Source organism: Nonomuraea sp. NPDC049419, from assembly GCF_040676995.1.
Taxonomy (GTDB): domain Bacteria; phylum Actinomycetota; class Actinomycetes; order Streptosporangiales; family Streptosporangiaceae; genus Nonomuraea; species Nonomuraea salmonea.
This window is the reverse complement of the sequence record NZ_JBFAQB010000028.1, coordinates 72,158-87,432: the sequence shown is the minus strand read 5'-3', so window position 1 is coordinate 87,432 and position 15,275 is coordinate 72,158. Positions and strand designations below refer to the sequence as shown.

The following is a 15,275-nucleotide window of genomic DNA, read 5'->3' as shown; positions in this document are numbered from 1 at the left end:
CTCTGGCAGGATGGTCTTGATGAAGGTTCCGGGAAGCAAGAGGCCGGGCCTCCGTGGCAGGAAGGTCGGGGACCTTCCCGGTATAACGGCAGTGGCGAGGATCGACCGGCGCACCAAGAGGCTGACAAAACGCCTCCAGCCCGGGGAAATCGCGATTATCGACCACGTCGACGTTGACCGGGTCAGCGCGGAGGCGCTTGTCGCGTGCGGTGCTTCGGCCGTGGTCAACGTCGCGAGCGGCATCAGCGGCCGCTACCCCAACCTGGGGCCGCAGATCCTGCTCGAAGCCGGTGTCCCGTTCATCGACAACGCCAACCAGGAGCTGTTCGAGCGGGTCAAGGACGGCGATCTCGTACGCGTCTGCGACGGCGTCGTCTACCTCGACGACGACGTGGTGGGCAAGGGCGAGGAGCAGACCCCCGAGACGGTCGAGGCCGCCATGGCCGAGGCCCGCGCCGGGCTGTCGGTGCAGATCGAGGCTTTTGCCGTCAACACCATGGAATACGTGCGCGGTGAGGGCAAGCTTCTCATCGACGGGGTCGGCGTGCCCGAGATCCGCACGTCCATGGAGGGCCGGCACGTCCTCATCGTGGTGCGCGGCTACCACTACAAAGAGGACATCGCGACCCTCCGCCCCTACATCCGCGAATACCGTCCCGTCCTCGTCGGCGTCGACGGCGGCGCCGACGCGCTGCTGGAGGCCGGCTACCTCCCCGACGTCATCGTGGGCGACTTCGACTCCGTCTCCACCAAGGCCTTGACCTGCGGCGCCGAGCTGGTCGTCCATGCCTACCGCGACGGCAGGGCACCCGGGCTCGAGCGCGTGCACCAGCTCGGCAGGGAGGCGGTGATCTTCCCCGCCACCGGCACCAGCGAAGACATCGCCATGCTGCTGGCCGACGACAAGGGCGCCGAGCTGATCGTCGCCGTCGGCACCCACGGCACGCTGGAGGAGTTCCTCGACAAGGGCCGCTCCGGCATGGCCAGCACCTTCCTCACCCGTCTCATCATCGGCAGCAAGCTCATCGACGCCAAGGGCGTCAGCAGGCTCTACCGCAGTCGCATCACCACCTCGCAACTGCTCCTGCTGGTGATCACCGCGCTGATCACCATGGGGGTCGCGCTCTTCCTGTCGCCGCTCGGCCAGACCTGGCTGAACGGTCTTCAGGACGTCTGGAACGCGTTCATCTTCTGGCTGGTCGGACTCTTCTCGTGATCGATTTTCGCTACCACCTCGTCTCCATCGTCGCCATCTTCCTGGCGCTCGCGGTCGGCATCGTGCTCGGCACCACGCTGCTGCAGGAACCGGCGGTGAAGTCCGCCCAGGAGCTCACCGCGCAGCTCACCAAGACGAAGGAGGAGCTGCGCGCCCAGATCGACACGCTGCAGGGCCGCGAGGCCGGCAACGACGCCTTCATCAGCGCCGTGACGCCCGAGCTCGTCGCCGGCGACCTGGCCGGTCAGCGCGTGCTGCTGATCGAGACGCCGGGCTCCAACACCGCCTGGCGCGAGGCCGCCCAGCAGGTCCTCGACCAGGCGGGCGCGGAGATCACCGGGCGCGTGACGTTCACCGAGAAGTTCCTCGACCCCAAGGGCACCGGCGTGCTCGACGGCCTGGTCAACCAGCTCAAGCCGGTCAACATGGTCTTCCCCGCGACCGCCACGAGCTGGGGCAGGGCCTCCGCGCTGCTCGGCGCCTCCCTCGTCACCAACGACCCCGCCCAGGCCGGCACGCCCAACACCACCACCGCCGACGTCGTCGGCGCGTTCGAGGCGGGCGGGCTGCTCACCGTCGACGGCGACCCGGCCAAGCGGGCCACGCTCGCCGTCATGTTCGCGCCCGAGCGGCCGTACGAAGGGGAGAGCGCCGAGACCCAGGCGGGCGCGCTCGTCTCCGTGGCCGACGGCTTCGACGCGGCGAGCAAGGGCACGGTGCTGGCCGGCATCGCCGCCACCACGGTCACACCAGGAGACGTCATCACCGCCCTGCGCGACGAGGGCGACGTCTCCAAGCGGGTCACCGGCGTCGATACGGCCGACATGCCGCTCGGGCCGGTCGCGATCGTCTACTCTCTGCAGGAGCAGCTGTCCGGGCGGGCCGGCCAATACGGCAACGGCAAGGGCGCATCCGGCCCCATCCCCGCCGAGGCGGCCCCCACCCCATCCCCCACCACCGAGTCAGGGAGCTGACATGCCCAGCCGGGCCCGTGGCCTGCTCTACGCGCTGGCCGGCGCCACCATCGGCGCCGTGGCCGCCCGCGCCGCCTACTCCGCCTTCACCCGCAACAAGCCCGCCGACCTGAGCGGTCGCTGGACCAGGAAGAACCACCGCGGCGAGCCCATCACGCTGCTCGAAGGCCCCGCGTTCGTGGCCGGCGCCGGCGCCGCCGCCGCGCTCACGCCCGGCCTCACCCCGCGGGTGCGCGCCGCCGCCCTGCTCGCGGGCGCCGGCAGCGGCGCGCTCGGCGCGTACGACGACCTCTACGGCACCACGTCGTCCAAGGGCTTCAAGGGTCACCTGAGCGCGCTGGCCCGCGGCGAGGTCACCAGCGGGGCCGTCAAGATCCTCGGCATCGGCGCCACCGGGCTCGGCGCAGCCGCCCTCGTCTCCCAGGGCCCCGCCGACACCCTGGTCAACGGCGCCGCCATCGCCGGCTCCGCCAACCTCGCCAACCTCTTCGACCTGCGTCCCGGCCGCGCCATCAAGGTCGGCCTGCTGACCGGCGGGCCGCTGCTGGCCGCCGCGCTCTTCCGCGGCCAGCCCGCCGCGGGCGCGCTGGCCGCCGTGCCGCTGGGTGCCGCCGCCGCGCTGCTGCCCGACGACCTCGGCGAGCGCGCCATGCTCGGCGACGCGGGCGCCAACGCCCTGGGCGCGCTGCTCGGCCTCGCCGCCGTCACCAAGCTCGGCAGGCGCGGCCGCTACGCGCTGCTCGGCACCGTCGTGGCGCTGACGGCCGCCGCCGAGAAGGTCAGCTTCACCAAGGTCATCGCCGGCAACCCGGTGCTCAACCGCATCGACATGCTGGGCCGCCGCCCCGTCGACCCCATCTGACGCCCCTGTTGTCGGTACGGCCTGCCAGGATGTTCGCGTACGGTTGGTCGGCTGCGCGTTCGGGGGAGGCCGGGTGGGTGCGGTGACGGCGAGGGGCGTCGCGGGCGGCGCGATGCTCATCGGGGCGATCACCGTGCTGGCGCGGGTCGCCGGGTTCGCCAAGCAATACGCCTTCGCCCAGACCGTCGGCACCAACTGCCTGGCCACGGCCTACATGACGGCCAACCAGATCCCCAACATCGTCTTCGAGGTGGTCGTCGGCGGCGCTCTGGCGGGCATGGTGGTGCCCGTGCTGGCCGGGGTGTCGCGCGAGCGGGCCGGCCTCATCGGGTCGGCACTGCTGACCTGGGTGGTCGTGGTGCTCGTCCCCGTCGGGGTGCTCACGGCGGTGCTCGCCGGGCCCGTCATCGGGCTGTTCCTCGGCGGTGACATCGAGGGGTGCGCCGATCTGTCCGCGATGGGGGAGATCGCCACCCGCATGCTGGTCGTCTTCGCGCCCCAGATCCCGCTCTACGGCGTGGCCGTGGTGCTCTACGGCCTGCTCCAGGCCAACGACCGTTTCGCGGGGCCCGCCGTCGCGCCTTTGGTGTCGAGCATCGTGGTCATCGTGGCGTACCTGCTGTTCGTGCCGCTCAGCGGCGGGCACCGCGACCTCGACGGGCTGCCCATGGAGGGCGAGCTGGCGCTGTCGGTGGGCACGAGTCTCGGCGTGCTGTCGCTGGTGCTGACCGTGGTCGGGCCCGTCGGGCGGCTGGGGCTGCGGTGGCGGCCCACCTTACGGTTCCCCGACGGGGTGGCCGGGCGGGTGCGCACGCTGGCGCTCGCGGGCATCGCGGCGCTGCTGGCGCAGCAGGCGGCCATGATCGTGGTGCTGCTGCTGGCCAACAAGGTCGTCGGCGGCGGGGCCATCGCGGCGTACAACTACGCGTGGGCGATCTACCTGGTGCCGTACGCCGTGCTGGCCGTGCCCATCGCCACCAGCGCGTTCCCCCGGCTGTCGGCGCAGGCCGGCGAGCCTGTGGCCTTCGCGGCGCTCGCGGCGCGCACCACCAGGGCCGTCGTGCTGGTGTCAGGGCTGGCGGCCGGGGTGCTCGCGGCGGCGTCGGGGCCCGGTGCCGTGGTGTTCCTCGCCGACAAGAGCGACGTGCCCGCCGGTGAGCTGGCGGCGGCCATCGCGCTGTTCGCGCCCGGCCTCGTCGGCTACGGGCTCATCGCCCACCTCAGCCGCGTCCTCTACGCGGCCGGCCAGGGCCGCGCGGTCGCCACCGGCACCGTCGCCGGATGGCTCGTCGTCATGGTGGCCCAGACCGTGCTCGTGCTCGTGGTGCCTCCCGAGTGGGGCATCGGGGCGATGGCGCTCGGCATGAGCATCGGCATGAGCGTGGGCGGCGGCTTGCTGCTGGCGTCCGTCGTACGGACGCGGGGCGGCGCGGCGGCGGCCGGCCTGCCCCGCGCGCTGGGGGCCGCGGCGGCCGGAGGGGTGGCCGGGTTCCTCGCGGGGGCCGGGGTCGTCGGTCTGCTGGGGGCCGTGTCCCTTTGGGCGAACGTGGGGGCCGCCGTGCTGGGCGCGGTGGTGGCGCTGGCGGTCGGGGGTGCGGTCGTGGCCCTGGTGGACCGGCCTGACGCCGCTTCGGTGGCCGGTCTGCTGCGCCGCGGTGGAGCCGGGTGAGGTCGGGCGGAGTGAGGGAGGCTGGCGTGCGGGTGGCTTTTGTGCTGGGGACCACGTCCGGTGGCACCGGGCGGCACGTTCTGATGCTGGTGGAGGGGCTCGTGCGGCGGGGGCACCAGGTGCTGGTGGCCGGGCCGCGCAGCGTTGAGGAGCGGTTCTCGTTCGAGGCGGCGGGGGCGCGGTTCGTGGAGGTGGCCGTTTCCGACCGGCCCCATCCCCTGAACGATCTGCGTGCGGTGCTCGCCGTCCGGCGGCTGACCAAGGGCGCCGACGTCGTGCACGCCCATGGTCTGCGGGCCGGGGCTCTGGCGGCTTTGGGAGACCCTGCGCGCAGGCCCGTTGTGACGTTGCATAACGCGCTGACCGCCGGTGGGTTCGTGGGGATGGTCTATGGCGTGCTGGAGCGGATCGTGGCGCGGCGGGGCGGGCACGTGCTGGTGGTCTCGCCCGACCTCGGTGAGCGGATGACCGCGCTGGGCGCCAGGGACGTGCGGCCCGCGCTGGTGGCCGCGCCTGTGCCGGCGCCGGCCATGCGGACACCTCAGGAGATCAGGGACGAACTCGGCGCCGGCGAGCGTCCGATCCTGCTCACCGTCGCTCGGCTGGCTCAGCAGAAGGGGCTGGAGACCCTGCTCGATGTGGCGGCCGGGCCGTGGGAGGGTGCCCCGCTGTTCGTGGTGGCGGGTGAGGGGCCGTTGCGCGGGGAGTTGCAGCGGCGGATCGACGCGGAAAACCTGCCCGTACGGCTGCTGGGCAACCGGGACGACGTGGCCGACCTGATGCGTGCCGCCACGGCGCTGGTGATGCCGAGCCGGTGGGAGGGGCAGCCGCTCACCCTCAGGGAGGCGCTGATGACCGGCACCCCGGCCGTCGCCTCCGAGGTCGGCGGCATCCCGGAGATCCTGGGGGACGCGGGGATCCTGGTGCCGTACGGCGACGTGGCCGGCTTCCGCGCGGCCGTGCGGCGGCTGCTCGCCGCACCCGAGGACGCGCGGGCGCTCGCCGAGGCGGCGCGGCGGCGCGGCGACGAGATGCCGGACGGCGACGACGCGGTGGAGAACGTGCTCGCGGTCTACCGGGCGTGAGGCGGCGGGCCCAAGGGGGAGTTGCGGTCTGCCGGGCGTGAATCCGCGGGCTCGCAGAGGGCTGTCGTTCACCGATCGTGAGGTCGCGGCCGTGAGGGGAGGCCGCGGTCTACGGAGGGTGAGGGGGCTTGGTTGAGGGGGAGGATGATTAGGTGCGGTCGAGGGGTTCTCGTATACTGCGTGGGTTAGGGAGGGGAGTATCCCTTCGCGACAGCCTCGTCATCACGGTGCAGCCCCACTCCACGGGGCCCCCGGGGCTGCCGGTCCGCAGGTGAGCGCGGGCGGGAGAGACCTCCGGCAATGAAGCGTGCATGCCGGAGGGTCTGAGTGACTGAACCTTTGTGGGCCTGGATCGCCGTGATCGGCGGTCTGCTGTTGGTCATCGCCATCGACCTGTGGATCGTCGACCGTGGAGAAGCTCGTGAGTTCTCCATGCGCCAGGCGGGCTACTGGGTCTCTTTCTACGTTTTCCTCGCCGTGTTGTTCGGGGTGCTGCTGTGGTTCACCTCCGGCCCGGACAGAGCCGGTGAGTTCTTCGCCGGTTACATCACCGAATACAGCTTGAGCGTCGACAACCTGTTCATCTTCTTCATCATCATGAGCCGGTTCGCGGTGCCGAAGGCCTACCAGCACAAGGTGCTGCTCGTCGGCATCCTGCTCGCGCTGGTGATGCGCGGCATCTTCATCGCGCTCGGCGCGGCCGCGCTCGAGCGCTTCAGCTGGCTGTTCTACGTGTTCGGCGCCTTCCTCATCTACACGGCGGTCAACATCGTCCGCCAGCACCTCAAGGGCGATGAAGAGGAGTTCAACGAGAACGTCCTGCTGCGGTGGGTGCGCAGGGCGTTCCCCACCACCGAGGGCTACGTCGGCTCCAAGGTCACCGTCAAGATCGACGGCAGGCGCATGGTCACCCCCATGCTCATCGTGATGGTCGCGATCGGCACCACCGACCTGCTGTTCGCGCTCGACTCGATTCCGGCCATCTTCGGGCTCACCAAAGACCCCTTCATCGTCTTCACCGCCAACGCGTTTGCCCTGATGGGCCTGCGTCAGCTCTACTTCCTGCTGGGCGGCCTGCTGCAGCGCCTCGTCTACATCAGCTACGGTTTGGCGTTCATCCTGGGGTTCATCGGGGTTAAGCTCGTATTGGAGGCGTTGCACTCCAGCCATGTCTCCTGGGCGCCCGAAATTCCCATCTGGGTGTCGCTCTCGGTCATCGGCACCACCATGGTCATCACCACTGTGGCCAGCCTGATCAAAGCTCGCATCGACGCGCGCAAGAGCGAGGAGACGCATCCGGAGCAGGTCTAGCGAAATGGGCTTCGAGGCGCTTTGCTTGTGTAGTTATGCCGTGTCATAGTTGCTGGTTCTGTAACATCACGGCAAAGCGCCCAGTCCAGTCACCACCAAAGGTTGTACGTGTCCGACGATTCTGCTAAGCCGAGCCGCATGAGGCTCGCGCGCGGGGTCTCCCCGTGGCTCCTCCCGACGGCCGCCGCGGCGGCCGCCACCGCTCTGCTGACGCGCCGAGACCGGCGATGGGCGCTTGCGGCGGTGCCGCTGAGCGCGCTCACCGGGGGCATGCTCTGGTTCTTCCGAGACCCGGACCGCACGATCGGCGAGGGCCGCATCCTGTCACCCGCCGACGGCGTCGTGCAGAGCATCGACCCGTGGCCCGACGGCCGCACCAGGGTCGCGATCTTCATGAACCCGCTGAACGTGCACGTCAACCGTGCCCCTCTTGCGGGAAATGTCACCTCCGTGCAGCATGTGGCAGGTGGGTTCCTGCCGGCGTTCAACAAGGACAGCGACCAGAACGAGCGTGTGGTGTGGCATTTCGAGACCACGCTGGGCGACATCGAGATGGTGCAGATCGCGGGCGCCGTGGCGCGCAGGATCGTGCCGTACCTGAGCGCCGGCGCGAAGGTCGAGCAGGGTGAGCGGATCGGGCTGATCAGGTTGGGATCCCGGGTCGACATCTACCTTCCCGAAGGGATTTCTCCCGCGGTGTCCGTGGGCGACAAGACGGTTGCGGGGGTGACCAGAATTGACCACGGCTGACGCCAGTAGCTGGCGAACGGAAGAGGAAGAACCTCGCGGTCCCGTCGGCAAGGCGTTCCGCCTGTCCGCCGCCGATTCTCTGTCGCTGGGCAACGCCGTCTGCGGGTTCCTCGCGGTGTGCGTGCTGGCCTACTCCGCCATCCAGCAGCTGCAGGTCGACGGCGGCCGGTTCACGCCCGCGCCGAGCTACTTCGCCACCGCCATCGTGCTGCTGCTCATCGGCGCGACCTGCGACCTGTTCGACGGGCTCGTGGCGCGCCGCTTCCGTGCCTCCGCGATGGGGGCCGAGCTGGACAACCTCGCCGACGTCATCAGCTTCGGCTTCGCGCCGGCGTTCATGGTCGTCATCTGGGGCATCGGCGTGCCGGAGAGCGTGCCCTTCACCGCCGTGCTCGCCGCCGCGGCGGCCGTGCTGGTCGCCGGCGTCGTACGCCTGGCCAGGTTCGCCTGCGTCAAGACCAAGAGCGGCGACTTCATGGGGCTGCCCATCCCGATGGGCGCCATGACCGTGATCTCCATCGTGCTGCTGTTCCAGCCGAACATCTGGTCGCTGCTGGCCGTGCTCGGGGTGGCGTGGCTGATGGTCAGCCGCATCGAATATCCCAAGCCGAAGGGGCAGCTCGCCGCCGTCGTGCTGGGCTGGATCATGGTGAACGTGGCGTTCCTGACGGTCTGGGTGGCCTGGCCCGAGGGCGGCGACATGCCGATCAAGATCGGGGCCACCATGCAGATCGCGCTGGTCGCGGCCATCCCGCTGCGGGTGCTGTTCTACAAGCGCGAGCAGCGTAAGGAAGCCGCTCGTCTGGGCCGCTGACCGGCCTTCGATGAGCAACTGACGGGATTTTTCGTCTTATTTCGGCTTTGATGGAGCCATGTCGGCCACGCCGCGCGAGCACACGCGTACGTACTACCTCGGCAAGCTGGCGACGGAGCTGGAACAACGCGGGCTGACCGCCCTGCTGCGGTCGGACCCGCCCGCGTTGCGCATCAGCCACCCCGACGCGGCCCTGATGGCCGAGACCGTGGACTGCGCCGCCCTGTCGGAGGGCTGGTTCTACCGGTGGTCGTGGGGCGAGCTCGTCGGGCTCGCCGACGATCCAGCCCTGGCGGCCGAGCGCATCGCCCACGTGCTCGCCACCCGCTGACCGTCCCCCTGCTACCAGCCCCTGGCCTTCCACTCCGGGAGGGCCGGGCGCTCGGCGCCGAGCGTCGTGTCCTTGCCGTGGCCCGGGTAGACCCAGGTCTCGTCGGGCAGGCGGTCGAAGATGCGCTCGACGACGTCGGTGAAGAGCTGGTCGAACCGCTCGGGGTCCTTCTGGGTGTTGCCCACGCCGCCGGGGAACAGCGAGTCGCCGGTGAACAGGTGGTGGCCCTCGGGGCCGGCGTCGTACAGCAGGGCGATCGAGCCGGGCGTGTGGCCGCGCAGGTGGATGACCTCAAGCGTGACCTCGCCGAACGTGATCGTGTCGCCGTGCTCGACCGTGCGGCCGGCCGGGACGGGGAGCGCGGGCGCGTCGAGCGGGTGGGCGATCACCTGGGCGCCGGTCACCTTCGTCACCTGCTCAAGTGCCTGCCAGTGGTCGCCGTGCTGGTGGGTGGTGATGACCGCGCCGACGGGCCGGTCGCCCATGAGGGCCAGCAGCCGGTCGGACTCGGCGGCGGCGTCGATGAGCACCGACTCGCCGGTCGCGGTGCAGCGCAGCAGATAGGCGTTGTTGTCGAACGGGCCTACGGCGAGCTTGGAGATCGTCAGCGCGGGCAGCTCGCGTACGTCGGCGGGACCGCCGACCTGGACGTCACCGGTATAGGTCATGGGTAGTCCTCTGGGGGTGTCGTGGGCAGATCAGCAGGGGCCGGCATCGTCAGCCACGGCGGCGGATCGGGAAGACCCGCACCTCCATCGCCACCGACTTCTCCGCGTCCGGAAGTGGACGACCGCCCCACGGGCACCAGACTAACCCCCTCGCCACGCGACCGGCCGGTGAGCCAGGCCAGCATGTCGTGCGGCGCGCCGCGGACGGCAGGACCGTCGCCGAGCTCGTGCGTGGCGGTGATCCGGCCGTCTTCGACGAGCTCGATCCGGCCCACCGCCCTGTGGGCGCGGGGCCAGGTGGCCAGGCAGTCGTGCAGCTCCCTGCGTACGAAGGGGGCGGGCCAGTCGGCGGGGGTGTGACCGGCGGCCAGGTCGACGTGGTGGAAGCCGAGCTCGCGCAGCCGGCGGACGAGCAGGTACCAGGCGGGGTGGGGCGGCGGGCGCATGCCCTCCACCTGCGCCGGCCAGGCGTGCGCGGGCAGGTCGCGGACGGCGGCGGCCAGGCGGGCGGCGCCGTCCTCCAGCTCGGCGAGGTGGCGGGCCACGGGGTGGGTCGCGGCGGCCTCGATCGCGGCGGACCTGGCGGCGAACGAGGCGTACTGGGGGGTGCGGACGCCGGTTCGCGCCCAGGTCAGCAGGTTGAGGTGGGAGTCGGCGTTCTGGGCGAGGTGGGCGAGCACGTGACCCCTGGTCCAGTCCGGCAGGAGCGAGGGGGCGGCGAGGTCGGCGTCGGAGAGGGAGGCGGCCGTGGCCAGCAGCCGGTTGGTGGCCACGGCCAGCTCGGCCTGCAGCGCGGGTAGGACGCTCATGTACGGATATTTCACCATCTGCGGCAGCCGACCTGAGGAGGGCATAAAACCGCAGGTCAGCGGGTTGAGATTCCAAGGGGTCCTCCCCTGCCGGGAGATGGCCGTAACCTGGGAGAGACGGATTTTCGGGGGCCGTGGATCGGGCCGCCGAAATTGTCGGAGCCGCCGTCTACCATCCCCCGTGGACCTATCCGCCTTTCGACTTCCGGGATCGCCGTGGCTGACCGCCTGATCGTGCGTGGTGCACGAGAACACAACCTCAAAGACGTCTCGCTGGATCTGCCGCGAGACTCGCTGATCGTCTTCACCGGCCTATCCGGCTCGGGCAAGTCGAGCCTGGCCTTCGACACGATCTTCGCTGAGGGCCAGCGGCGCTACGTCGAGTCGCTGTCGGCGTACGCCCGCCAGTTCCTCGGCCAGATGGACAAGCCCGACGTCGACTTCATCGAGGGCCTGTCGCCGGCGGTCTCCATCGACCAGAAGGCCACCAGCAAGAACCCCCGCTCCACCGTCGGCACCATCACCGAGGTCTACGACTACCTGCGGCTGCTGTGGGCCCGCATCGGCAAGCCGCACTGCCCGGTGTGCGCGCGCCCGATCGCCCGCCAGTCGCCGCAGCAGATCGTCGACCGCGTGATGGACCTCGAAGAGGGCACCAGATTCCAGGTCCTCGCGCCGGTCGTCAGGGGGCGCAAGGGCGAATACGCCGAGCTGTTCCGCGAGCTGCAGACCAAGGGCTTCGCCAGGGCGCGGGTCGACGGCACCGTCGTGCGCCTGGAGGAGCCGCCGACGCTGAAGAAGTACGAGAAGCACGACATCGAGGTCATCGTCGACCGGCTGTCGGTCAAGGAGTCGGCGCGGCGGCGGCTCAACGACTCCGTCGAGACGGCGCTGCAGCTGTCCGGCGGCACGATCACGCTGGAGTTCGTCGACCTGCCGGAAGACGACCCCAACCGCGAGCGCTTCTACTCCGAGCACCTCTACTGCCCCTACGACGACCTGTCGTTCGAGGAGATGGAGCCGCGCTCGTTCTCCTTCAACTCGCCGTTCGGCGCCTGCCCCGAGTGCACAGGTCTCGGCACCAAGATGGAGGTCGACCCCGACCTCGTCGTGCCCGACCCCGAGCGCGCGCTCGGCGACGGCGCCATCCACCCCTGGTCGGGCGGCCACACCAGCGAATACTTCACCAGGCTGATCGAGGCGCTCGGCCACGCCATGGGGTTCGGCCTCGACACGCCGTGGGAGCGGCTGCCGAAGAAGGCCCAGAAGTCGCTGCTCTACGGGCACGAAGAGCAGATCCACGTGCGCTACAGCAACCGCTTCGGCCGCCAGCGCGCCTACTACACCACCTACGACGGCGTCATCCCGTGGGTGCAGCGCAGGCACGCCGAGGCCGAGAGCGACGCGGCGCGCGAGCGCTTCGAGGGCTACATGCGCGAGATCCCGTGTCCCGCCTGTAAGGGGGCCAGGCTCAAGCCGGTCAGCCTGTCGGTCACGGTCGCCGGGAAGTCGATCGCCGAGGTCTCGTCGATGTCGATCGGCGAGTGCGCCAAGTTCCTCGCCGCGCTCAAGCTGTCCGACCGCGACATGCAGATCGCCGAGCGGGTGGTCAAGGAGATCAACGCCCGCATGGGCTTCCTGCTCGACGTCGGCCTCGACTACCTCACGATGGACCGCGCCGCCGCCACCCTCGCCGGTGGCGAGGCGCAGCGCATCAGGCTCGCCACGCAGATCGGCTCCGGGCTGGTCGGCGTGCTCTACGTGCTCGACGAGCCGTCCATCGGGCTGCACCAGCGCGACAACATGCGGCTGCTCGACACCCTGATCAGACTGCGCGACATGGGCAACACGCTGATCGTGGTCGAGCACGACGAGGACACCATCGCCGCCGCCGACTGGGTGGTCGACATCGGGCCGGGCGCCGGCGAGCACGGCGGCCAGGTCGTCGTGTCCGGCACCGTCCAGGACCTCCTCGCCAGCGAGGAGTCGATGACCGGCGCGTACCTGTCGGGGCGCAAGAGCATCGCCGTGCCCGCCAAGCGCCGCAAGCGCGACAAGAAGCGGCAGATCACCGTCAAGGGTGCGCGCGAGCACAACCTCAAGGGCGTCGACATCGAGTTCCCGCTCGGCGTGTTCACCGCGGTCACCGGGGTGTCGGGGTCGGGCAAGTCGACGCTGGTCAACGACATCCTCTACAACGCGCTGGCCAAGGAGCTCAACGGCGCCCGCACGGTGCCGGGGCGGCACTCCCGTATCAACGGCATGGACCAGGTCGACAAGGTCGTCCACGTCGACCAGTCGCCGATCGGGCGCACCCCGCGCTCCAACCCGGCCACCTACACCGGCGTCTTCGACCACGTCCGCAAGTTGTTCGCGGCCACGGCCGAGGCGAAGGTGCGCGGCTACCAGCCGGGGCGCTTCAGCTTCAACGTCAAGGGCGGGCGCTGCGAGGCGTGCGCGGGCGACGGCACCATCAAGATCGAGATGAACTTCCTGCCCGACGTCTACGTCCCCTGCGAGGTCTGCCACGGCGCCCGCTACAACAGGGAGACGCTGGAGGTCCACTACAAGGGCAAGACGATCGCCGAGGTGCTCGACATGCCGATCGAAGAGGCGCTCGGCTTCTTCGACGCGATCCCCGCCATCAAGCGGCACCTGCAGACGCTCAACGACGTGGGGCTCGGTTACGTACGCCTCGGGCAGCCGGCCACCACCCTGTCCGGCGGTGAGGCGCAGCGCGTCAAGCTGGCCTCCGAGCTGCAGCGGCGGCAGACCGGGCGGACGATCTACGTCCTCGACGAGCCCACCACCGGGCTGCACTTCGAGGACATCAGGCGGCTGCTCGGCGTGCTGGGGCGGCTGGTCGACGGCGGCAACACCGTCATCGTCATCGAGCACAACCTCGACGTCATCAAGACCGCCGACTGGATCATCGACATGGGTCCCGAGGGCGGGTCGCGCGGCGGCACGCTGGTGGCGGCGGGGACGCCGGAGGAGGTCGCGCTGGTGGACGAGAGCCACACGGGCCGCTTCCTCCGCAAGATCCTCTCCCTCTGAGCCACCCGATCCGCCCCCTGACGCCCGGGGGGCGGATCGCCCGGTCGTGGGTGCTGTCGGCCGGGGGGTGGGTCCCGCGGCCGATGGGTCGAGGTGGCTGGTCGGGTGCTCGGGTGTGGTGGTTGTTCGGTGGAGTCGGGTGTGGTGGTTGGGTTGTTCGGTGGGATCGGGTGTGGTGGTCGGTTGTCAGGTTGAGCGGTGGGCGCGGGCCCGGGCGCGGCGCTTGGCGGCGTCGGTGCGTTCCAGCCACCACTCGGCCACCAGCAGGGGCAGCACCCAGCCGAGCCAGGCGCTCAGGGCGGCGATCGTCTGCATCAGCTGCGTCTCGTCGCCGTTGAAGGTCGTGTCGAGCTGGGGGAAGAGCAGGATTCCGAACAGCACGCCGTAGATGCGGTTGGTGACGATCGACATGGTCAGGGCGAAGCTGCGCACCATCCAGCGGCGGTGGTCAACGAAGCGGCGCTGCCTGGCCATCCGCCAGCCGGCCAGCGTGCAGCCCAGCCAGAGCAGGGCCAGCAGGACGTTGCTGACCATCGTGACCGGGCCCCATGGTGTCGCCACGCCCACGGTCAGTCCGAGGAGACCGCTCGGGAGGCAGCCGGCGAAGACGTACACGCGGCCGATCCGGCGGTGTGCGCGGGGGTAACGGGCGCGGAACCACGGCCAGATCTGCAGGCAGCACGTGATCATCGCGATCGAGCCGAACACCACGTGCAGGGAGAGCACCGCGAAGTGCGGCGGGAAGAAGTCAGGCGCCGGCACTCGTGACTGCGCGGGGTCCAGCGACAGGTACGGCGGCAGCGAGAACGCCACGAACGCCGCCGCCACCACCATCAACGGCGCCACCCACGGCCTCCGCCACCATCGAGGACGCACGCCCGGGGCAGGAGCGTCCCGACCGGAGGCGGCTCGGCCGGAGGTGAGCGGGTCCGTCGGCGTCGGGTCGAAGGGGTCAGGGCTGGAGGCGTCTGGGCCGGACGTGGCTCGGTAGGGGGTGAGCGGGCCGGCGGGGGTCGGGCCGGGGTGGGTCGGGCCGGTGGGGAAGGTCATGGTCCGAGGGTGGGGGGTGGCGCTGACCGTGGGCGTACCACCCGCTGACCGGACCGAGGGGGGTCGTCAATAAGCTGTTTTCCACGATGATGGCCGCAATCGGGGGCGACACCGGCGGCCGGCAGCTATGGGACGCGCGTGCGTACGCGCGGGAAACATCAGGTGACGGGACAGATCGGGGCGGAGCCATGTCCGGAGACGGGTTGGGGCGGCGGGAGATGCTGGGTGCGGCGGGGGTGGCGGCCTGTGGGCTGGCGGCGCTGACCGCGTGCGGCTCAGGGGGCGCGCAGGCTCAGCCGAGCCTCAAGGGGAAGGTGCTGGCCAAGACGGCGGACGTGCCGGTGGGCGGGGGGAAGCTCATCGAGGACCTGAAGGTCGTGGTGACGCAGCCCGAGCCGGGGGTCTTCAAGGCGTTCAGCTCGCTGTGCACGCACAAGGGGTGTCAGGTCGGTACGCCCAAGGACAACGTCATCAGGTGCGCGTGCCACGGCAGCGAGTTCACCGCGGACACCGGCAAGGCGACGAAGGGGCCGGCCACCGGGTCGCTGCCCTCCTTCCCGGTCAAGGTGGAAGGCGACGGCATCGTGATCGTCGGCTGAGCCGCGGCCGCCGGAGGCGTTCTGCCAATCGGTAATTGTGCGTAGTCGGCTCGATTGGGGTGCGGCACGCTGAACCCCTG

General features: G+C 70.5%; 14 protein-coding genes. 11 read left to right on the top strand and 3 right to left on the bottom strand.

Annotated features, from left to right (window positions below; translation table 11 throughout):
• Positions 1-19 precede the first annotated feature (19 nt).
• The 9 genes from steA (at position 20) to AB0K12_RS44380 (ending at position 9,012) form a co-directional block, all read left to right on the top strand.
• Positions 20-1,216: a putative cytokinetic ring protein SteA gene (steA, locus tag AB0K12_RS44420; RefSeq protein ID WP_364574683.1), complete on the top strand. Its 1,197-nt coding sequence runs from the start codon at positions 20-22 to the stop codon at positions 1,214-1,216.
• On the top strand, positions 1,213-2,190 hold the full coding sequence (locus AB0K12_RS44415; protein ID WP_364574649.1) for a copper transporter: 978 nt from the start codon (positions 1,213-1,215) through the stop codon (positions 2,188-2,190). Before steA ends, AB0K12_RS44415 begins: the two co-directional genes overlap by 4 nt.
• A 1-nt stretch (position 2,191) precedes the next feature.
• Entirely contained in the window at positions 2,192-3,052 is an 861-nt protein-coding gene (locus tag AB0K12_RS44410) for a hypothetical protein (protein WP_364574647.1), read from the top strand.
• Positions 3,053-3,125: 73 nt separating this feature from the next.
• The gene (locus tag AB0K12_RS44405; RefSeq protein ID WP_364574645.1) at positions 3,126-4,721 is read left to right on the top strand and encodes a lipid II flippase MurJ; all 1,596 of its coding nucleotides are present in this window, start codon (positions 3,126-3,128) and stop codon (positions 4,719-4,721) included.
• Positions 4,722-4,747: 26 nt separating this feature from the next.
• Complete coding sequence (locus AB0K12_RS44400) at positions 4,748-5,806, top strand: glycosyltransferase (RefSeq protein WP_364574643.1); 1,059 nt, start codon at positions 4,748-4,750, stop codon at positions 5,804-5,806.
• A gap of 327 nt (positions 5,807-6,133) precedes the next feature.
• Positions 6,134-7,117 carry a TerC family protein gene (locus AB0K12_RS44395; protein WP_364574641.1) on the top strand — a complete coding sequence of 328 codons (984 nt, stop codon included), beginning with the start codon at positions 6,134-6,136 and terminating at the stop codon, positions 7,115-7,117.
• A gap of 138 nt (positions 7,118-7,255) precedes the next feature.
• On the top strand, positions 7,256-7,867 hold the full coding sequence (locus AB0K12_RS44390) for a phosphatidylserine decarboxylase (RefSeq protein WP_364574681.1): 612 nt from the start codon (positions 7,256-7,258) through the stop codon (positions 7,865-7,867).
• Entirely contained in the window at positions 7,854-8,681 is an 828-nt protein-coding gene (gene pssA / locus AB0K12_RS44385; RefSeq protein ID WP_364574639.1) for a CDP-diacylglycerol--serine O-phosphatidyltransferase, read from the top strand. Before AB0K12_RS44390 ends, pssA begins: the two co-directional genes overlap by 14 nt.
• Positions 8,682-8,739: 58 nt before the next feature.
• Positions 8,740-9,012, top strand: coding sequence for a hypothetical protein (locus AB0K12_RS44380; RefSeq protein ID WP_345386173.1), 273 nt, complete (start codon positions 8,740-8,742; stop codon positions 9,010-9,012).
• Positions 9,013-9,023: 11 nt separating this feature from the next.
• Here AB0K12_RS44380 and AB0K12_RS44375 read toward each other — a convergent pair whose 3' ends face one another.
• Positions 9,024-9,680, bottom strand: a complete 657-nt coding sequence (locus tag AB0K12_RS44375) for an MBL fold metallo-hydrolase (RefSeq protein ID WP_364574636.1) — start codon at positions 9,678-9,680, stop codon at positions 9,024-9,026.
• Positions 9,677-10,489 (bottom strand): maleylpyruvate isomerase family mycothiol-dependent enzyme, encoded by an 813-nt coding sequence (locus AB0K12_RS44370; protein WP_364574634.1) that lies wholly within the window; start codon positions 10,487-10,489, stop codon positions 9,677-9,679. The genes AB0K12_RS44375 and AB0K12_RS44370 overlap by 4 nt, the downstream gene beginning before the upstream one ends.
• Before the next feature lie 216 nt (positions 10,490-10,705).
• On the opposite strand from AB0K12_RS44370, the gene uvrA reads away from it, so the two are divergent.
• Positions 10,706-13,546, top strand: a complete 2,841-nt coding sequence (gene uvrA / locus AB0K12_RS44365) for an excinuclease ABC subunit UvrA (protein WP_364574632.1) — start codon at positions 10,706-10,708, stop codon at positions 13,544-13,546.
• A gap of 186 nt (positions 13,547-13,732) precedes the next feature.
• Here the strand turns inward: uvrA and AB0K12_RS44360 are convergent, their stop codons facing one another.
• On the bottom strand, positions 13,733-14,596 hold the full coding sequence (locus AB0K12_RS44360) for a DUF2306 domain-containing protein (RefSeq protein WP_364574630.1): 864 nt from the start codon (positions 14,594-14,596) through the stop codon (positions 13,733-13,735).
• A gap of 188 nt (positions 14,597-14,784) precedes the next feature.
• Between AB0K12_RS44360 and AB0K12_RS44355 the strand changes: the two genes are divergently transcribed.
• Positions 14,785-15,195, top strand: coding sequence for a Rieske (2Fe-2S) protein (locus AB0K12_RS44355; RefSeq protein WP_364574628.1), 411 nt, complete (start codon positions 14,785-14,787; stop codon positions 15,193-15,195).
• Positions 15,196-15,275 lie beyond the last annotated feature (80 nt).

What these genes read in the sequence shown, in the direction of transcription:
- steA (WP_364574683.1), top strand. Translation starts at nt 20, where the DNA reads ATGAAGGTTCCGGGAAGCAAGAGGCCGGGCCTCCGTGGCAGGAAGGTC.
- AB0K12_RS44410 (WP_364574647.1), top strand. Translation starts at nt 2,192, where the DNA reads ATGCCCAGCCGGGCCCGTGGCCTGCTCTACGCGCTGGCCGGCGCCACC.
- AB0K12_RS44390 (WP_364574681.1), top strand. Translation starts at nt 7,256, where the DNA reads ATGAGGCTCGCGCGCGGGGTCTCCCCGTGGCTCCTCCCGACGGCCGCC.
- AB0K12_RS44380 (WP_345386173.1), top strand. Translation starts at nt 8,740, where the DNA reads ATGTCGGCCACGCCGCGCGAGCACACGCGTACGTACTACCTCGGCAAG.
- AB0K12_RS44375 (WP_364574636.1), bottom strand. Translation starts at nt 9,680, where the DNA reads ATGACCTATACCGGTGACGTCCAGGTCGGCGGTCCCGCCGACGTACGC.
- AB0K12_RS44370 (WP_364574634.1), bottom strand. Translation starts at nt 10,489, where the DNA reads ATGAGCGTCCTACCCGCGCTGCAGGCCGAGCTGGCCGTGGCCACCAAC.
- AB0K12_RS44360 (WP_364574630.1), bottom strand. Translation starts at nt 14,596, where the DNA reads ATGACCTTCCCCACCGGCCCGACCCACCCCGGCCCGACCCCCGCCGGC.
- AB0K12_RS44355 (WP_364574628.1), top strand. Translation starts at nt 14,785, where the DNA reads ATGTCCGGAGACGGGTTGGGGCGGCGGGAGATGCTGGGTGCGGCGGGG.